The sequence below is a fragment of the Brevundimonas sp. EYE_349 genome (genome assembly GCF_023147505.1).
Classification (GTDB): domain Bacteria; phylum Pseudomonadota; class Alphaproteobacteria; order Caulobacterales; family Caulobacteraceae; genus Brevundimonas.
In genome coordinates this window covers 144,089-159,473 of the sequence record NZ_JAHXPB010000008.1, presented here as the reverse complement: position 1 = coordinate 159,473, position 15,385 = coordinate 144,089, and the positions used below count along the sequence as shown (strand labels likewise).

The 15,385-nt window shown below is 63.1% G+C and carries 14 protein-coding genes; 4 read left to right on the top strand and 10 right to left on the bottom strand.

Annotated features, from left to right (window positions below; translation table 11 throughout):
• Positions 1-261: 261 nt before the first annotated feature.
• The 4 genes from KZX42_RS14770 to KZX42_RS14755 all read right to left on the bottom strand — a co-directional run bounded on the left by KZX42_RS14770 (position 262) and on the right by KZX42_RS14755 (position 6,623).
• On the bottom strand, positions 262-2,247 hold the full coding sequence (locus KZX42_RS14770; RefSeq protein WP_248120518.1) for an AAA family ATPase: 1,986 nt from the start codon (positions 2,245-2,247) through the stop codon (positions 262-264).
• Between the two features lie 151 nt (positions 2,248-2,398).
• Positions 2,399-3,052, bottom strand: a complete 654-nt coding sequence (locus tag KZX42_RS14765; protein WP_248120516.1) for a hypothetical protein — start codon at positions 3,050-3,052, stop codon at positions 2,399-2,401.
• Positions 3,052-6,150 carry an N-6 DNA methylase gene (locus tag KZX42_RS14760; protein WP_248120514.1) on the bottom strand — a complete coding sequence of 1,033 codons (3,099 nt, stop codon included), beginning with the start codon at positions 6,148-6,150 and terminating at the stop codon, positions 3,052-3,054. The genes KZX42_RS14765 and KZX42_RS14760 overlap by 1 nt, the downstream gene beginning before the upstream one ends.
• A complete protein-coding gene (locus KZX42_RS14755; RefSeq protein WP_248120512.1) occupies positions 6,147-6,623 on the bottom strand; it encodes a hypothetical protein in 477 nt (158 codons plus the stop codon). Before KZX42_RS14755 ends, KZX42_RS14760 begins: the two co-directional genes overlap by 4 nt.
• A 194-nt stretch (positions 6,624-6,817) precedes the next feature.
• Between KZX42_RS14755 and KZX42_RS14750 the strand changes: the two genes are divergently transcribed.
• From KZX42_RS14750 to KZX42_RS14735, 4 genes are read left to right on the top strand one after another with little or no spacing between them, the layout of a single operon-like run.
• Positions 6,818-7,438, top strand: coding sequence for an AbiEi antitoxin N-terminal domain-containing protein (locus KZX42_RS14750; RefSeq protein ID WP_282438960.1), 621 nt, complete (start codon positions 6,818-6,820; stop codon positions 7,436-7,438).
• Between the two features lie 13 nt (positions 7,439-7,451).
• Positions 7,452-8,303 (top strand): nucleotidyl transferase AbiEii/AbiGii toxin family protein, encoded by an 852-nt coding sequence (locus KZX42_RS14745; RefSeq protein ID WP_248120508.1) that lies wholly within the window; start codon positions 7,452-7,454, stop codon positions 8,301-8,303.
• Entirely contained in the window at positions 8,300-9,151 is an 852-nt protein-coding gene (locus tag KZX42_RS14740) for a hypothetical protein (RefSeq protein ID WP_248120506.1), read from the top strand. Before KZX42_RS14745 ends, KZX42_RS14740 begins: the two co-directional genes overlap by 4 nt.
• Positions 9,148-10,320 carry a HEPN domain-containing protein gene (locus KZX42_RS14735; RefSeq protein ID WP_248120504.1) on the top strand — a complete coding sequence of 391 codons (1,173 nt, stop codon included), beginning with the start codon at positions 9,148-9,150 and terminating at the stop codon, positions 10,318-10,320. The genes KZX42_RS14740 and KZX42_RS14735 overlap by 4 nt, the downstream gene beginning before the upstream one ends.
• Before the next feature lie 78 nt (positions 10,321-10,398).
• Here the strand turns inward: KZX42_RS14735 and KZX42_RS14730 are convergent, their stop codons facing one another.
• The 6 genes from KZX42_RS14730 to map all read right to left on the bottom strand — a co-directional run bounded on the left by KZX42_RS14730 (position 10,399) and on the right by map (position 15,182).
• Positions 10,399-11,028 (bottom strand): hypothetical protein, encoded by a 630-nt coding sequence (locus tag KZX42_RS14730; RefSeq protein ID WP_248120502.1) that lies wholly within the window; start codon positions 11,026-11,028, stop codon positions 10,399-10,401.
• A gap of 51 nt (positions 11,029-11,079) precedes the next feature.
• Positions 11,080-11,376 carry a nuclease gene (locus KZX42_RS14725; protein WP_248120500.1) on the bottom strand — a complete coding sequence of 99 codons (297 nt, stop codon included), beginning with the start codon at positions 11,374-11,376 and terminating at the stop codon, positions 11,080-11,082.
• A 137-nt stretch (positions 11,377-11,513) separates the two neighbouring features.
• Positions 11,514-12,755 (bottom strand): site-specific integrase, encoded by a 1,242-nt coding sequence (locus tag KZX42_RS14720; RefSeq protein WP_248120499.1) that lies wholly within the window; start codon positions 12,753-12,755, stop codon positions 11,514-11,516.
• Positions 12,756-12,910: 155 nt separating this feature from the next.
• Complete coding sequence (gene radC / locus KZX42_RS14715; RefSeq protein WP_248120497.1) at positions 12,911-13,561, bottom strand: DNA repair protein RadC; 651 nt, start codon at positions 13,559-13,561, stop codon at positions 12,911-12,913.
• Positions 13,558-14,049 carry a hypothetical protein gene (locus KZX42_RS14710; RefSeq protein WP_248120495.1) on the bottom strand — a complete coding sequence of 164 codons (492 nt, stop codon included), beginning with the start codon at positions 14,047-14,049 and terminating at the stop codon, positions 13,558-13,560. Before KZX42_RS14710 ends, radC begins: the two co-directional genes overlap by 4 nt.
• A 314-nt stretch (positions 14,050-14,363) precedes the next feature.
• Positions 14,364-15,182, bottom strand: a complete 819-nt coding sequence (gene map / locus KZX42_RS14705; protein WP_248120493.1) for a type I methionyl aminopeptidase — start codon at positions 15,180-15,182, stop codon at positions 14,364-14,366.
• Between the last annotated feature and the right edge of the window lie 203 nt (positions 15,183-15,385).

Below are 15,385 nucleotides of genomic sequence, written 5' to 3'. Positions count from 1 at the left end.
CGAACGGCTCGAAGAACGCCCATTCCTCGTCCGACATCAAACCACGAACCAACGCCACTCTCCGCAAAGAGCAGCCTTGAATCAGTCATCTGGTGATTTGGGAATCCACTTTGTCCACACTACCTAGGAATTCGGTCTTGCCCGCTCCGGGGCCCGCGACCACGCACGCCGAGCCGGCGTGGCGCAGGGCGTTCCACGCCGCCGGTTCAAGATCGTCGATGCCGCTGGGGCGCCAGTCGTCTGGCCGAATAAGGCGCATGGTCACAGGCCCGCGAGGGGCGGCGGTGGCGGCGGTGGTGGTGGCGTCAGGCGCGCGACAATCGAGGTCAGGAGCGCGCGCAACTCTTCGGGCGCGCCCGCCGCGAGCGCGACCGGGTCTTGCGAGCTCAGCACCCGGACGTGGGTGCTCGGCTTGCCGCGCCCCAGGAACAGATAGCGATACCAACGCATCAAGACGTCTTGGTCCGCACCGTAAAGGTGAGGCAGGCCGTCGTCGCCCAGAACCGATGTGCGAGGTTCCCCGGCGGGTGACGGCCCTTGGCGGCCGGGTTCGATGACCTGATAGGCGACGGGAAACGCCTTGAGCATCGAATAGTCGAGATCGAGGGGCGTGCAGAAGAAGACGTTGAACCGGCGCAGCCAATTCGCCCACTGGGTGAGATGCGCGAAATCTGTCGGCGGCAGAGCGTCAAAGGCCACCAAGTTCTCCGCTGGCCCCAGCGGGAGAAGGTGCGCTCCGAAAATGGCCTGAGGCGTGACGTTGTTCGCGAGCAGTTGCGTACAGGCTGTCTTGATACGGCCCCAACCGCCTCCGGAACGGCCCCAGTCCAGATCCAGCAAGGTGGCGTAAGGAATGTCGAGGTCGGTCAGCAGTCGCCACAGGTGGTTTACATGGCGACCGCCCAGGGGAACGACCGCGACGAAGGATCGATCGATGTCGAGCCCCATGACGTCGGCGAGACGAGGAAGAACGACTTCCTCGGACGCGCCTTCCCCCAGCACGACGAAGCGCGCGAAATAGAGTTCGGGATAGGTGCGGACGGCCTCGCGGATGAATTTCGACGCTTCTTCCTCGCCGGTGGGGAGCCTAATCGGACGGATGCGAGCCGTTCGATCCTGCGGGTCGAGGCGGAAGTGCCGGACTTGGGTAGGATCGACCCGGGCGAGGATGCTCGGGGAATGGCTGGAGACCACGGCCTGCGCCTGCGGCGACTTCGTCAGGTCTTGGATCTGCCGAATGATGCGGGAGAGATAGAAAGGCGCGAGGTTGTTCTCGGGTTCTTCGATCGCGATGAGGGTCAGCGCTGGCAGCGGAACGCCGCCAGCCTGGAAACCGGCACCTGCGGGATCGGCCACGATCCCGGCTTCGACATCCAGCGTCGCCGCGGTCATGGCCAGATGGAAGAGCGACCTCTGGCCGTCGCTGAGATCATCGAGCGCCCGCTCGCGGCCGGCTTCGTCGGGGCGAAAGACCACCTCGACCTTGCGGATGAAATGCTCGAACCTCAGATCGAGCGGACGGAAGACCGGCGTCGTGTCGGTCCCGGCTGTGTAGACTTCCTGCCATCGCCGCGTCACCGCCGCCGCGATCACGTCGACGGCCGGCTCCCCGGCGAAAGCGCCGTTCAATGTCGTCCCGGCGTTTGTGAACATGTCGCGGACGCCCTGCGACCAGTTGATGGCGCGCCACAGCCTGCCACGCAGGAAGGCCGTCACCTGGGACGCGCCGTCCCGCGTCGCCGGCACGTAGATCATTTGGATCCGCGCCCGGTCGGTTGCTTTCAGCTCGGTGCAATCGGCGTCGGCGAATGCACCGAAAGTCCTGATCGCCCAGTATTTATGTTCAATCGCGCCGTCGAGAGAACCGTCATCGGTCCAGGTCGCTTCGAGACGCAGGCGGCATTTCAGCTTGCCTGCGTCTTCAGCGGCCATTTGGTGGAAGAATTCGGGAATGGCCGCGCCGCCGGCGCCGTCGGCGTCCAGTTCCGGAAAGGCGATGATCGCCTCCAGCACGAAGGTTCGCTGAAGCGGCGCGACCAGCTCGGCGGAGGGGACATGGAAATCCTGGCGCCGTAGGCGTCGCTGATCTCCGGTCACGCCGAACAGGCGCTGGAGGGCCTGCATCAGGGCGGTCTTGCCCGCGCCGTTGACGCCGACGAAGGTCGTGAGGCCCGAGGTTAGATTGACGCTTGTCACTTCCGGCCCGAAGCAACGGAAATTCGTCAGACTGAGCCGCTCAATAAACATGTACCCGACCTCCCCTTATTGGTGGCCGATCGCGTCAAGTTTCCCTTGATTGGCAGTCGCGGCCTTCCATGATTTCGTCACTTGTACTTCATGGATCAGTACAAGGCGCGCTTGAGCTTCAAAAAAGAGCCCCGCACGCGTGCTGCTTTCGTCAGGCGTTTGGCGCGGCCGCCGATGGCTTCGAAAATAGCGCGTGACGAAGCTCGACAGACGATCCGGTCGGGCGTGTGTGTCGCGTGCGGAAGCGCTCGATCGTTTGGATCGCGGCCAGGGGCGTAGGTCCCTCAGCCAACGAGAGAGGGACATGGCCGCCGATGGCGTCGGCAATCCGCGATTGGGCGAAGGGCACGTCGCCGTCGAGCACGTAACCGAGCATGCAGCCCACAGGCAGCTGTTCGGCATACTGCTCGGTAAGAAAACGCATCATGCCCTGGGTGACGTACACGGTGGCTAGGGAACTGCGGCTCCCGCCGTTGATCACGTTGAGCCGCTTGCACTCGTAGGCCAGGTAGCGCTGCCGATCCCAGTCGAAGAGCACGGCGATGTCGATGATACCCTTGCTGAATTTCGACCCGTCGGGCGCGAGGCCGAACGGCTCGAACTGATATTCGACCCAATGGCACAACCGACGCACCACGACGTCCTTGGCCAGCCGATCGACGAGGTTGATGGTGATGTCATCCTCCCCAGGCTGATCGGGAAGAACCGCCATGCATGCGGGCCACGCTGCCGCGATCCTCTCCAGGAAGCGATCATCAAACGATACGAAATTGTCGACCCATCCCTGCACATCGCCGATCAGCATCAATCCGCGCCCCGCTGTTGGGGCAGGGCGGCGGCTTGCTGGAGGTCGAGCGCTATTCCATCGGCATCGGCGAGCGCGGTGGAGCGCAGCCAGAAGCGCATCTGCATAGGCTTGATGAGGTAGAGGCAGTCACCGACGAAAACGCGCAGGTCCGGCATGAGCTGGAAATTGCCGTCGAGAGGTCTGTGGATGTGGGCGGCAAGTTGCTCGAGCACCTCGCTGAGCTCACCGGTCGAATCTTCGGCATAGTCTTCATGGCCGCCCAGATGAAGGCGGAGGATCGCCAAGTCGGCGCCGCGCGCGACAAGGCGCGCATCGATCTTCTTGCCCTTAAACCAGTCCGCGAGGCTGGCCGATAATGTGTGCGCGTATTGAGCGCGTTGCGGCTCGTCGGGCGGGCCCCAGAGTTTCGGGAAGTGGCCTTCATGGGGTTGAAGCGCAGGAAGGATCGCTTCGACGGTATCGTCGATCAGCGCGATTTCGTCGGGTGACAGGCAGAAGTATTGGTACGCTAGCCGGTCGATTGCTCGCAGGATGTCACCCTCATCGACCTGCATCGAGAACGGCTCGTTGGAGCGTTCGCGTGCGTCGTCCACAATCGCAATCAGCTCAAGGGCGGCCTCTGCGGCTGAAGCTGGATCGGGGACATCGTCGGACGATGGAAACGGCAAATGCAGCAGGTCGGCCTGCTGGACTTCGGGGCGATCCGAGCCGAACGAAGCGGTGCCATGAAATGCGTACCAGACCGCGACGCGGCTATTGAGGATCGCCGTCAGGAGCTTGGCGCGATCGCTCTGACCGTCCGGCACCACGATCGCCTGGAAGATATGCTGAAAGGTCAGCGGTTGATCGCAATACGCGGCCCGAAGGCGGTTTTGCGAGGTCTCCACCCCGCGCGGAATAAGGATGCGCGAGCCGTCGAACCCGGCCTCGAATCCCCGGCGACGAACCGTCGACGATGCGGCCGGCAGCAGGCCATCCACGGTCTGAGCTAGGCGTGAATAGGCCGCAATGGGTAGGTCCGGCAGTCGGCCGACGTACGTGCTTTCGAGTGGAGGCGCATCGCTATTGCTGTCTTCATTGAAGGGCTGATAGCCCTGCCCGATGACCCATCGATCGCCCGGCTCTTCGCGGCGGCGGCTCAGGCCGCCGAAGTCGTTGACGAAGGCCTCTAGCTTGGGAAGCCTTGCGAGATAGCCGAAGAGCTTGGCATCCGGCTCGCGCATCCAAAGGCGCTGCTTGAAGATGAGCGGGTTATCGAGAACCGCGCCGACCCCGAGCGCGGCCTTGTCCGCACTGCTCAGCGTGATGACGCGCTTGATGCGCAGATTAAGGTCTGCCTTTGGCGCCCAGTAGTCGAAGCGATACGGGAAATTATCCGGGTTCGCGCTGCCGTAGATGATCAGAGCGGCTGGACGATGGGCTTTCTCGAAGAGCTGGAACCGCAGGTCAGCGAAGTTGATGACGCGGCGGACCTGGGATTTTCGGAAGAACGCATCACGCGCTTCGACCGTCTTTTGGGCGTGGTTGTGCAAAAACCCCATCGCCGGCAGTAGGAACGCGATCAGTCCGCCGTCAGCGAGATGCGACAAGGCCTTCCAGCTGAATGCCCAGGCGTCTTCGCCACCGGGCATGGGATGGCCCGCATTTTTGCTCCACTGTACGGACGAACGCGCCGGACCGCGGCGGCTGGTCCATGGCGGATTGCCGATGATGACCTCGTATCGAGCGCCGTCAGGGGACACTTCGAAGAAGTCGCGGCAGACGAGGGTCTTGCCCCAGAGTTCCGGGAGGAGTTTTCCCCGGGTGATGAGCTTGCGGATGTCGCGTGGCGACACCTCCTCGAGGAGGGCGACGTAAAGCGAAAACACGGCGACCCGAACGGCGCCGCCATTCAAATCCCAGCCATGAATCTGACTCAGCAACGACAGCAGCGTCTTCCAGGAAATCGTCTGCGTCTTGTGCTTGGCGCGCCAGTGTTCGCAGAGCCGCTGGAAGGAGCGGACGAGGAAAACGCCTGAACCGCAGGCGGGGTCGAGGAAGTTTCCTGTCGTCCTTGTCGCATCTGGCAACATCTCCCAAGCCTGGGAAACGACCGTGTCGGCGAGGAACATGGGCGTGTAGTAGGCGCCGTTGGCGCGCCGTTCGGCCTCGCGTTCACCCAAGAATCGGTCGTAGACGGCGCTGACGAGCTCGATCGGGATATAGCGGAAGTCATAGCCCCAGAACCGCTGCTGCCCGGAATGCGCCATTTCTTCGCGGCCTGACCGGAAACGCGCCAGGATCGTGAGATGGGCGGGCGTGATTTCCGGCGCCTCCCCCATGGGCTCGAACGAGCACGGCGCGACGAACAGGTCGCCGTTGAAATCCGCATGGAGCGTCCGGAAGAAGGACCGGAAGAGATTGACGTCGCCTGTTTCCAGCAGCGCCGAAAAGCTCTCCGCGCTCTTTTCGGAGACAGCGGCAAAGTAGGCGGGCGTTACGATCTCCCGGTCTTCAAGGTAGGCGATAAACATCGCTTGTATGAGCAGGGCCTGCGCCGCGTCGGGAGCGAGCGCGGCTTTCTGCAGGAGATCGTGGGAGGCGTTCAGATTGTCGAGGAGAACCTGATCGATGCGTTCTTTCGGCGGAAAATACTCGCCATAGTCCTTCCAGAGGCGTCCGGATTCCGCGCCGTAAATCAGATTCTGAAACCGCAGCGCTTCAGTCGTCAGACTGAGGCTATCGATGAGGCAGCGGCGCTCGAAGGCCTCGCCTGGATCGCTCAACGGGGTACGGGCGAGCGAAAACGCTCTGAGCGTATCGTCAGCGATAACCAGCAACAGGCTGGCCAGGCCCTGATTCCAGAGCGCGCCGTGAAGATCGATGATCGCGGCGCGATCGTAGTGATCAGCTTCCAGAATCGCGACGGTCGGGACGCCCTGTACGCAGAAGATCGCCGATACGCCCATTTCTGTCAGGGCAGCTCTGATAGCCGGCGCGTGCGGCACGTCGCTGACGGCCTCGGCTGACTCGTAGAGTTCAGGCGAGCGCCGATGTGTAAGCCCCAAGCGGTCTTTCCACTCCGGCGCCAATGCGGATGCCAGGGTGGTGGTCATGCACGTTTGCTGCGCCGTTCAGGCTGCGTGCCCACGGAGGTTGGGGGGAACTGCAGATGGCCTTGCACCTGATCGACTTCCGTTGCCGTGAGCGCCGCGCGCAGGCGCGCTATGATCGGAGCGCACGGGACGCAGAGGGTGGAAGCGTCCGGCGAACGGCGATGGGCAAGGCTTGCGTCAACCAGACGGAAGTTGTCGGCTTCGATCAAGGCGACGCAGTTTTCTAGTGAGAGCCAGGATTTCCCCCCGCACTCCTTGAAGAGCTGATCGAAACGATCGCCCACCGTCCCCACGCGCACGCCGAAGTCGCGGACAAGTTCGGCGACAATGGCCATGGCCACGACATCCCCCGGTGTGAAGCTGGGGGCATGCCCTTTATGCAAAGCCAGGGCGGGGATGGCATCCCGCCACGTGCGAAAAGCATCCACCGAGATGGAAAGCAGTTCGCGAATCTGGCTCTGAGTATAGCGCATTCGACTACACTAGTGCGGAACACCCCCCAGATCAACACGGGGTTCACCCCGTATTGGTTCAGCCTATGTTCTTATGCGGGTGGCCTGATCCGACTGCGTTCGCATGCGAGGTGGCCATGGGGTGGGGCTACGCTGCAATGATGACTTGTGACAAAACCTCTGATAAAGGCGCGATCTCTTAGAGGATTAGTCACATGCCTCCTTCCCCGGATTCGCAAAGGGTCCAGCTCAGAAACCTGCTCGATGGTCGTAGCATGATGCGCGCGCAAGAACTGCGTGAAGCAGGGATCAGCGCGCAAACGATCGCGCGCGCCGTCGAGACCGGGGAAATCGAACGCATTTCGCGTGGGGTTTACCAGAAGCGCGGATCTGAGATCGAGGAAAACCAGATCCTCGCCGAGGCCGCCATACGCGTCCCCAAGGGTGTGATCGCTCTGATGTCGGCGCTCGCCTTTCACGGCCTGACCGATCAGATGCCGCGGCGCATCTGGATGGCCATCGGCGCCAGCGATTGGGCGCCGGTGCAGTCCTATCCCCCGATGCGCATGGTGCGGTTCACCGAGCGCTATCTGCGCCAGGGTGTCGAGAACCATGTGATCGCTGGCCTTGAGGTCCCGATCTATTCTGTCCCCAAGACCCTCGCCGACCTCTTCCGCAACTCGAAGCTGGTGGATCGGTCGGTGGCCGTGGAAGGCCTGCGCGCCGCCATCGAACAACGCAAGGCGACCCCGAGCGAGATCGCTCAGGGCGCGAAAGCCGGCGGCGCGTGGAAGATCATGCAACCCTATCTCGAGGCTCTGACGTCCAATGGCTAAAACACCGACCAACATGGCCAAGTCCGTCAAGGATCGGCTGCTCAACATCGCCCGCCAGGAAGGCCGGGTGTTCGACGTTCTGCTGGTGCGGTTCGCGCTCGAACGTCTGCTGTACCGGCTATCGGTCTCGGAGCATCGCGAGCGTTTTGTCCTGAAGGGCGGGATGCTGGTCACGGTGTGGGTCGAGGACGACAACCGGGTGACCCGGGATGCGGACTTTCTGGGCCACGGCGATCCCGACCCCGAACGCCTGGCTGCGGACTTCCGGGAGATCATGGCCATTGAGAGCGATGATGGCCTTGTCTTCGATCTCGACGCCCTGGCTGCGACGGCCATCCGCGAGGAGATGGAATATGGCGGCACCCGCCTCAAGACCTCAGCCTACCTCGAAAAGACGCGAATCCCTGTGACGATCGATATCGGCTTTGGCGACGCCATGGCCGATGCGACCCAGCAACTCGACTATCCGACCTTGCTGGATCTGCCTGCGCCCAACGTGCGTGCCTACCCGCCCACCACGGTGATCGCCGAGAAATTCCAGGCGATGGTCGCGCTTGGTGTCCTGAACGGACGGATGAAGGACTACTACGATCTGTGGGCGATCCCGCGCGCGCTCGAGATTAGCGATGCTGATCTGGACGCGGCGATCACCGCGACCTTCGAGCGCCGCCAGACGGCGATCCCGATGGAAAGGCCCCCCGGGCTTTCGGCCGAGATGGTCAATGATGAGACCAAACAGCGCCAATGGCGCGCTTACGCGGCATCGGTCGAGCTCGAGAACGTTTCCCTGGAGTCGATCATCGACAAAGTCTGGGGACTGGTCGGTCCGTCGTGCGCGCGGATCGTAGCAGCGGGGAATGCATGATTTCCGCGAAGGGTTCGGACGAAGGCGCCGGCGTCATCGACGTCTGGAACATCGATACGTTTGACAACGAGTTGCGCGGCGATCTCGACGCTCACGCCAACCTCATCCGCAACCACATGATCACCTCCCGCCGACAATCGCGTGAGCACGAGGCCTCTGATCATCGGATGCCCTATCCCGAGAACCCCCATGCGGGCGAGTTCATGGCGTTGAACGAGCATATCACGCAGCTGATGGAGGCCCGGACGATCCGGACCTGGCACTATACCCGCATGACTGACGCGGAGATCGACACCCTTCGACTGAAGGGCATCTACCCGTCGAGCCTCGAGAACATCCGGTCGCGCTTTGACGCGCAGGTCGTCGCGGGCGCCTTTAGCCAGGAAGTCGCCGATCGCCTGTTCGCCGACAGCCCGTACCAGAGCGACCATTTAAACGCCCGCTCAGGCATGTTTTGGATGACCTCGCGTCCGGTCGACATCGAAGACGGCGGGGTGGCGGTGTTCCTGGAGAGTTGGGGCGGAGAGGCCGCCCATTTCTCCCAGGAAGATGAGGCCATTCAGGACCTGCTGAAACAGATCGGCCGTCCCCGTGTCCTAGAGATTGCTATGCCGCTCAGCCATTCCCGGCGTAGCTCCTTTGCGGCCGAGGCCGTGCTCGCCACCTATGGCCGCACGCTCGGTTGCCAGCCGGACAAGCAGGTCTTCGACCTCTACAGCCAGCAACCACTCAGCCCCGCCCATATCCTCGCCGTCCATAGCGAAGGAGAGCCCAATTTCAGCGCTATGGCGCGGGGCTATCCAGTCGGGTTCGCAGACTTGAACCTCGGTCCCGGCGGCGACGAATGAGCGAAGCGGACACTTCGCTCGACGCCGTCAGTTTCCTGCGTGGAATCGCCGGAGAACTCTCCGAGATCCATCGCGGCAGCGACTATTCGCAGTGGCGCGGCGAAGCGAAACATCGCGTAGCCCACCACCTCTCCCGCGCCGAACCCTTCACCAACTTCGCGACCGCTTGGGTCTTTATGGGCGATGGCGCCGGCGCACTGGTTGGCGGCAATTTCGGCGAATGGGCAATTGATCGCCTTGTCGAGAAGATGACGCCAGAAGACATCATTGCCCTCTTCCATGATGAAGTGGCCCGTAACACGGCGGTCTATGAAGACGTCTCGCCTGTGCTCGGTATCGAGATTACGGAGGCGTGCGACCTCGGCGCCGGCGTTCGTCTCGCGCCGGCTTCAACCGACATCTTCAGCGGCTTCGACTACCCTTGGCGATATGCGTGGCCGGACCTGCCGACTGGAACCGGGTTCCTGGTCCAATCCTATACCGTCACGCCTGCCTTCGAGCGTCTGTCACCGGGGGCGACCGGGCCGGCGGTAACCAGCGCAACACAGCCTCAATCGCCAGCGCGTGACGCCGTTCGACGACGGTTTCGGCTTGCTTCTCTGATCGGGTCCCTTGCCGCAGTCGAGCTTCCGGTGTCGGTCATCCTGGCTGACCGCCGCTCTTCGCTGGCGGTCGGCGGCACGCTGTCAGCGCGCCCGTTCGCATCGCGCCCGGTCGTGGCCTTTCCCGCTGACATTGAGGCCATCAGCCTCGCATTCGGCCAACTCGCGGCGTTCGCCGAAGGCGACAGCCTGACGCGGGCCATCGACCGGCTCGGGCGCTCACGGCTCGCGGTCCATCCTGTCGATCGCGCCCTTGATCTGGGTATGGCGGCGGAGATCGTGCTGATGCACGACAACGGCACGTCCAATACGGAAATCACTCATAAAATCAGCAGTCGCGCTGCGTGGCTGCTGGGCAGGGATGAGAGTGAGCGGGCGAAGATCTTTGATGAGATGAAGCACCTGTACAAAGCCCGCTCGGACGCGGTCCATTCAGGCGTGCTCCCATCGAAGTCCAAGGTCGACCTCGATGTCGCCGATCAACTCGTCATCCGCGTCGTTCAAGCCATCCTCGAACGCGGGAAGTTTCCGGACTGGGCAAGTCTTACGATGGGTGGACTAGGCTGACAGCGCGCGGCGAGGTCGCTGCCTGATCGACCTTGCAGGACCGTCTCGGTGCAGCGGCCGGAATTCCGCCTATTCGTCTCAGCGGCTTGGGAGGTTGGCGACGATGGTCGTCAGCATCTGTTCAATCCCGCCCGCCGGACCCGCCATGCGGCCGTCGATGAGGTGCGCGTGACCTTCACGGGTTTCGAATTGGTACGAGGTCTCGAAAGCTTCGATTGAAGCCGGATCCGGCTTTACGCCGGCGACGACCAGTTGCTCATAGGCGTGGACCATGAAGTTGAAGAGGCAGGGATTGATGTTCACGGCCTCGCCATACCAGTGGAAGCGGCTTTCGCAGGCGGCGCGTGTCTCGGCGCGCCACTTCTCGCCCACAGTCTCGATCGCCTGTTCGACCTGATCGCGTCGGACGAGACAAAGGAAGGCCAGGTCGCTGACGGCTGGCGAGGGGATCACCCGCACATTGGCGTCGATTTCGTCTTGATGGTGCGCGAAATTCCGAAGCGCCTTCAAGGCAGTGAACTCTTCCAGATGTTTGAAGTCCTGAATCTCGGCCTTCTTCAGCTTGTCGTCGAGGCTGTGCATCGCCGTGAGCGTGTGGAACAGCGTGTCAGGTCCCGGAGCAAGACTGTGCGCTTCATAGGCGCGGAACAGGCGGGCGGCTGCGTTTGCGGCCGATTGCATGGCGGGAGAGTCATCGGGGGTGGTCATGGGCGCAGCTAGACCCGACGGGCATGCCGCCTCAAGCTCTATCGGCAGTCGTCAGTTCCCACCTTCCGGCGCATGCTGCGCACGCAGCAAGTCGCCGATGGAGCGGCCGCGGACGCGGCACACAGCGATGACACGGTCGAAAACGACCACGCGGCCGCTGCGGCCGCGGCGGGCTTCGCAGGCCACGGCCTGCCCAGAAGCGACCTGTTGAAGAAGCGATTTCGAAAAGCGGCCGTTCGCTGCGTTAAGCTCTGGCGCGTCGAAGTCGGCCAGGCGCACTTCGATCCACGTCGCCGGATCATTGGAAGTGCCGACGCAAAGACTGTCCCCATCGCCAACGTAGCGCACCGTGCCGGTAAACTCCTGACCAGCTTGGCTGGGGAGGCGGCCTTCACACGGATCAGCTCGCGCGGATGTCGCCGTCCCCGCTAGCAAAAGGGCGCCCAGGGGAAAGCTCGACGCGCGGAGCAATCGCCAAACTGAAATCATGCCGCCAGCCTCATGCGCTTTTTGGCGAGCATCGCACGGACGAACTTGTCCCACTTCGCCATCCCGGCTCGCTTCTCGGCCATGTAGTTCCAGCGGTCATAGTGCTTCGAGCTCACATCCTGAAGCGCGTGGTTCTGCAGGCGATCCCGGATTTCCTTCGGGACGCCCGCCTTGCCGGCCAAGGTCTTGAATGTCCGCCGGAGATCGCGGTTCGTGGCATGCGGGATGACGCCCCGATCCCGTTGACGCCACACGAAGCTATAGAGGGTTCCGTGGCTGACAGGCCTCGAAGGATCCTTGGCCGAGGGGAAGTACCAGCCGAATTCGTTCGGTGTGATCGACTCAATCAGTTCGGCGGCAAGCGACGGCACGGGGACGGCGTGCGGCTGAAGATTCTTGGTCTTCGACCAGTCGATGATCTTTTCCTTGGCTTCCCACTGATCGACGTGAAGGCGAGCGATCTCCTCCACCCGTTGACCCGTCAGCATCAGAAGTTGGACGGCGCGAAGATAGGACGGCGTCACTGGTGTGTCCGGGCATTCCAGCCAGCGATAGAGTTGAACGAACTCATCCTCGCTGAGCCAGCGCGTGCCTTGCACCTTGGGTTCAGTGGGGATGCCGGTCGCCGGATTGAAGGGGATGCGGAACCGGCGGGGCGAGGCGTTCCGATAGTCGTTGTCGGACTTCATGCCCCAGCTGAAGGCGGCATGGATGTAGCAGCGCACGTGGTCAGCCATCGATCGCGCGCCGCGTTCGTAGATGGGGCGGATCAGTTCGACGACTTCCTCTGACTCGATCTCCCGGGCGAGGCGATTGCGTCCCAAGGTGTCGGCGATCTTGTTCAGGCCCTTTTCGGTTTCCTTCCAGGACGGTTTGCCCGCCGACTTGAGCGACGCGACGTAGCCCTCGAACAGATCGGCGACGGTGCCAGGTCGCGTGTCGGTGGCGATCTTGATGCTTCGACCCTTCTGGATCACGTCGGCATAGTCACGCTTGAAGACCTCGCGCGCCTGTCCCAGTGACATCGACGGGTAGGCGCCGAGCTTCTTCTTCGTCCGCTTCCCGTCACGCCACTGCTGCGCCATCCAGGCTGCCGTGACGCGCTTAGGCATCGGCTTCAGGACGAGCACGAGCCGGCCAGTGCCACGTCCTTCGCCGTCGGCGAGATTTTCCTGCTTCTGGCTGGTTTCGACGCGCTTCAGCGCGTGGCGAATCGCGGTGTCGGTCAAGCTGGGCATCGCATTCCTCCTCTTCCCTAACTGGGATCGGTTGAGGAGAAACGGGGATCGTTTGCTGGGAGCGGAAAGCCGTCTTCTACCCCTTCAACCGCCCCCAATATGCCGTAACCGCCCCCTGTACGCAATTACGAAATAACGGCCAATTCGTTGATGTTTCAGTGGTATTGAGCGTGATCCAACGTGATCGAAAAGGGGGTGGTGGGATGGTTATGCACCAGGATCAGCGCGCTGGCCGACAGCTCCAGCGCGCGGCGCACCACCTCGCGCGGATAGACGGGCGCATGATCTACCGTGCCCCGGTTCTGCACCTCGTCCAGGATCAACTGGTTCTTCTTGTCCAGATACAGCACCCGGAACTGCTCGCGGGGCTCATGCTGCAGGGCGACCCGCACATAGGCCAGAAGCGCCGTCCATGACGAGATGACCGCACGTTTCGCCGCCGGTTCGCGCGCGATCCTGCGCGTCACGTCAAAGATCAGCTGCAGGTCCAGCGCCACCGCCCGTGTCGCCTTGCCGGGCACATAGCCCATCGACCGCGCGACCTGATCCTCCACCGCCTCGTGGCTGGCCGCCCCGATCCCCTCCAGCCCGCCGAACCGCGCCAGCAGGTCCTTGGCCAGCGGTTTGACGTCCTTGTAGGGCACGCTTCGGAACAGCAGCAGCTCCAACAGCTCATAGTCGGGCAGGGCGCCTAATCCCCCCTTGGCCGCCCGCTCGCGCAGCCGGTCGCGATGGCCGCTGTGGCGGGGCTTGGGCTTGGCCGTGCCGGCGTCTGGCTGCGACGGCTGCAAGGCTTCGTCCGTCATCGCTGCACCGTCTGTTCTGGACCGAACTCCAGTCCGGCCGGCCACCTCGGCCACACCGGCTCAGACGAGCGTCCGTTCGGCGGTGGCGATTGGTCGTGGTGGCTCAGGAACCGCGTGCCGTCCATCCGTTCGGCCGCCAGCCCCACCCGACCCTCGGCGTCTGCGAAGATGCTGACGACCTGCCACTTCGGCTTTTGCTGTTCGAGCATATTGCCGCCGCCCGGCGCCCCGCGGTTCAGATAGGCGCCGCCACGGACTTTCAGATTACAGGCGGGCGCGTCATCGGAGTAGTTGACGCAATGGGTCAGCGGCGCGTCCGGGCCCGACCACCAACAACTGAAGGTCGCCTTGGTCTGCAGCGGAACGCAGCGCTGAACTTCGGGCGAGACGTTCGCAGAAACCGTCATCGCGGGCTTCGGCGGCGTCCGGTCGGCCACACACCCCGACATCACGGCCGAAAGGCCGACGACGACATAGGCCCCCTTCATGTCAGACTCCAGATTGCGCTTCGGCAGCCTAGCGTCGCTGTTCTGCGGTGCGCAACCTTCGCTGGATCGATCGGTCGACGTGGCTGGGTGCAGCGAGAGAACGCCAACTCTTTCGTCGCCGCACAAGCGACACTCACTAGACCCCCGTCATTCCGAGGCGTCCGAAGGACGAACCCGGAACCCAGGAGGCGTGCATCTGGCGTCGAACGCATCCGACGATGTGACTGTAGTCCTGGATTCCAGGTTCTTCGCTTCGCTCAGCCCCGGAATGACGGGTTGGCAAGAGCGGCCGAACGAACCCCGCTCGCTCGCTATCAGTTCGGCCGGAACAGGCCCTTGGGCGAGGCCGTGAAGATCTCCAGCCCGTCTTCGGTCACGCCGATGGTGTGTTCGCACTGGGCCGACAGGGACTTGTCGCGGGTCACGGCGGTCCAACCGTCGGACAGCACCTTCACCTGCGGCTTGCCCAGATTCACCATCGGCTCGACGGTGAAGAACATGCCGGCCTTCAGCACGGCGCCGTCGCCCTTGCGGCCGTAGTGCAGGACGTTGGGGCTGTCGTGGAACACCCGGCCGATGCCGTGGCCGCAGAAGTCTCGCACCACGCTCATGCGCTGGGCCTCGACGAACTTCTGGATGGCGAAGCCGATGTCGCCGAACGTATTGCCCGGCTTGACCTGCGCCAGGCCCAGCTCCAGCGATTCATAGGTGACGTCGATCAGGCGCTTGGCGCGGGCGTTGATCTCGCCCACCGCATACATCCGGCTGGAATCGCCGTGCCAGCCGTCGACGATGACGGTGTGGTCGATGTTGACGATGTCGCCGTCCTTCAGAACCTTGTCGCCGGGGATGCCGTGGCAAACGACGTGGTTGATCGAGGTGCAGACCGTCTTCTCATAGCCCTTGTATCCCAGGCAGGCGGGCAGGCCGCCGTGGTCCAGGGTGAACTCGCGCACCAGATCGTCGATCTCCCCGGTCGTGACGCCCGGCTTCACATGGGCTGAGACCATGTCCAGGGCCTCGGCGACCAGCCGGCCGGCCTTGCGCATCCCCTCGAAATCTTCAGGGCTGTGGATGCGGATGGCGCTGGAGCGGACCAGGACGTCGGTTTCCAGTTCGGGCGTTTCGTACATGGGCTTCGATCAGGCTTGATGGCGGGGCGCGCCGCAGATGGCCCTTATATCACGGATGCACAAGGCGATCTTGGGGCGACAGGGCTGGGCAAGGAAATCCGGCGGAACAGAGTTCCACGCGCCTTACCCTGCGTAAGTCGGTGATTCCACGACGGCTTCTTGCCGCAACGGAACCTCGCGCGGGTGTGATCGTGTGCAGCTTT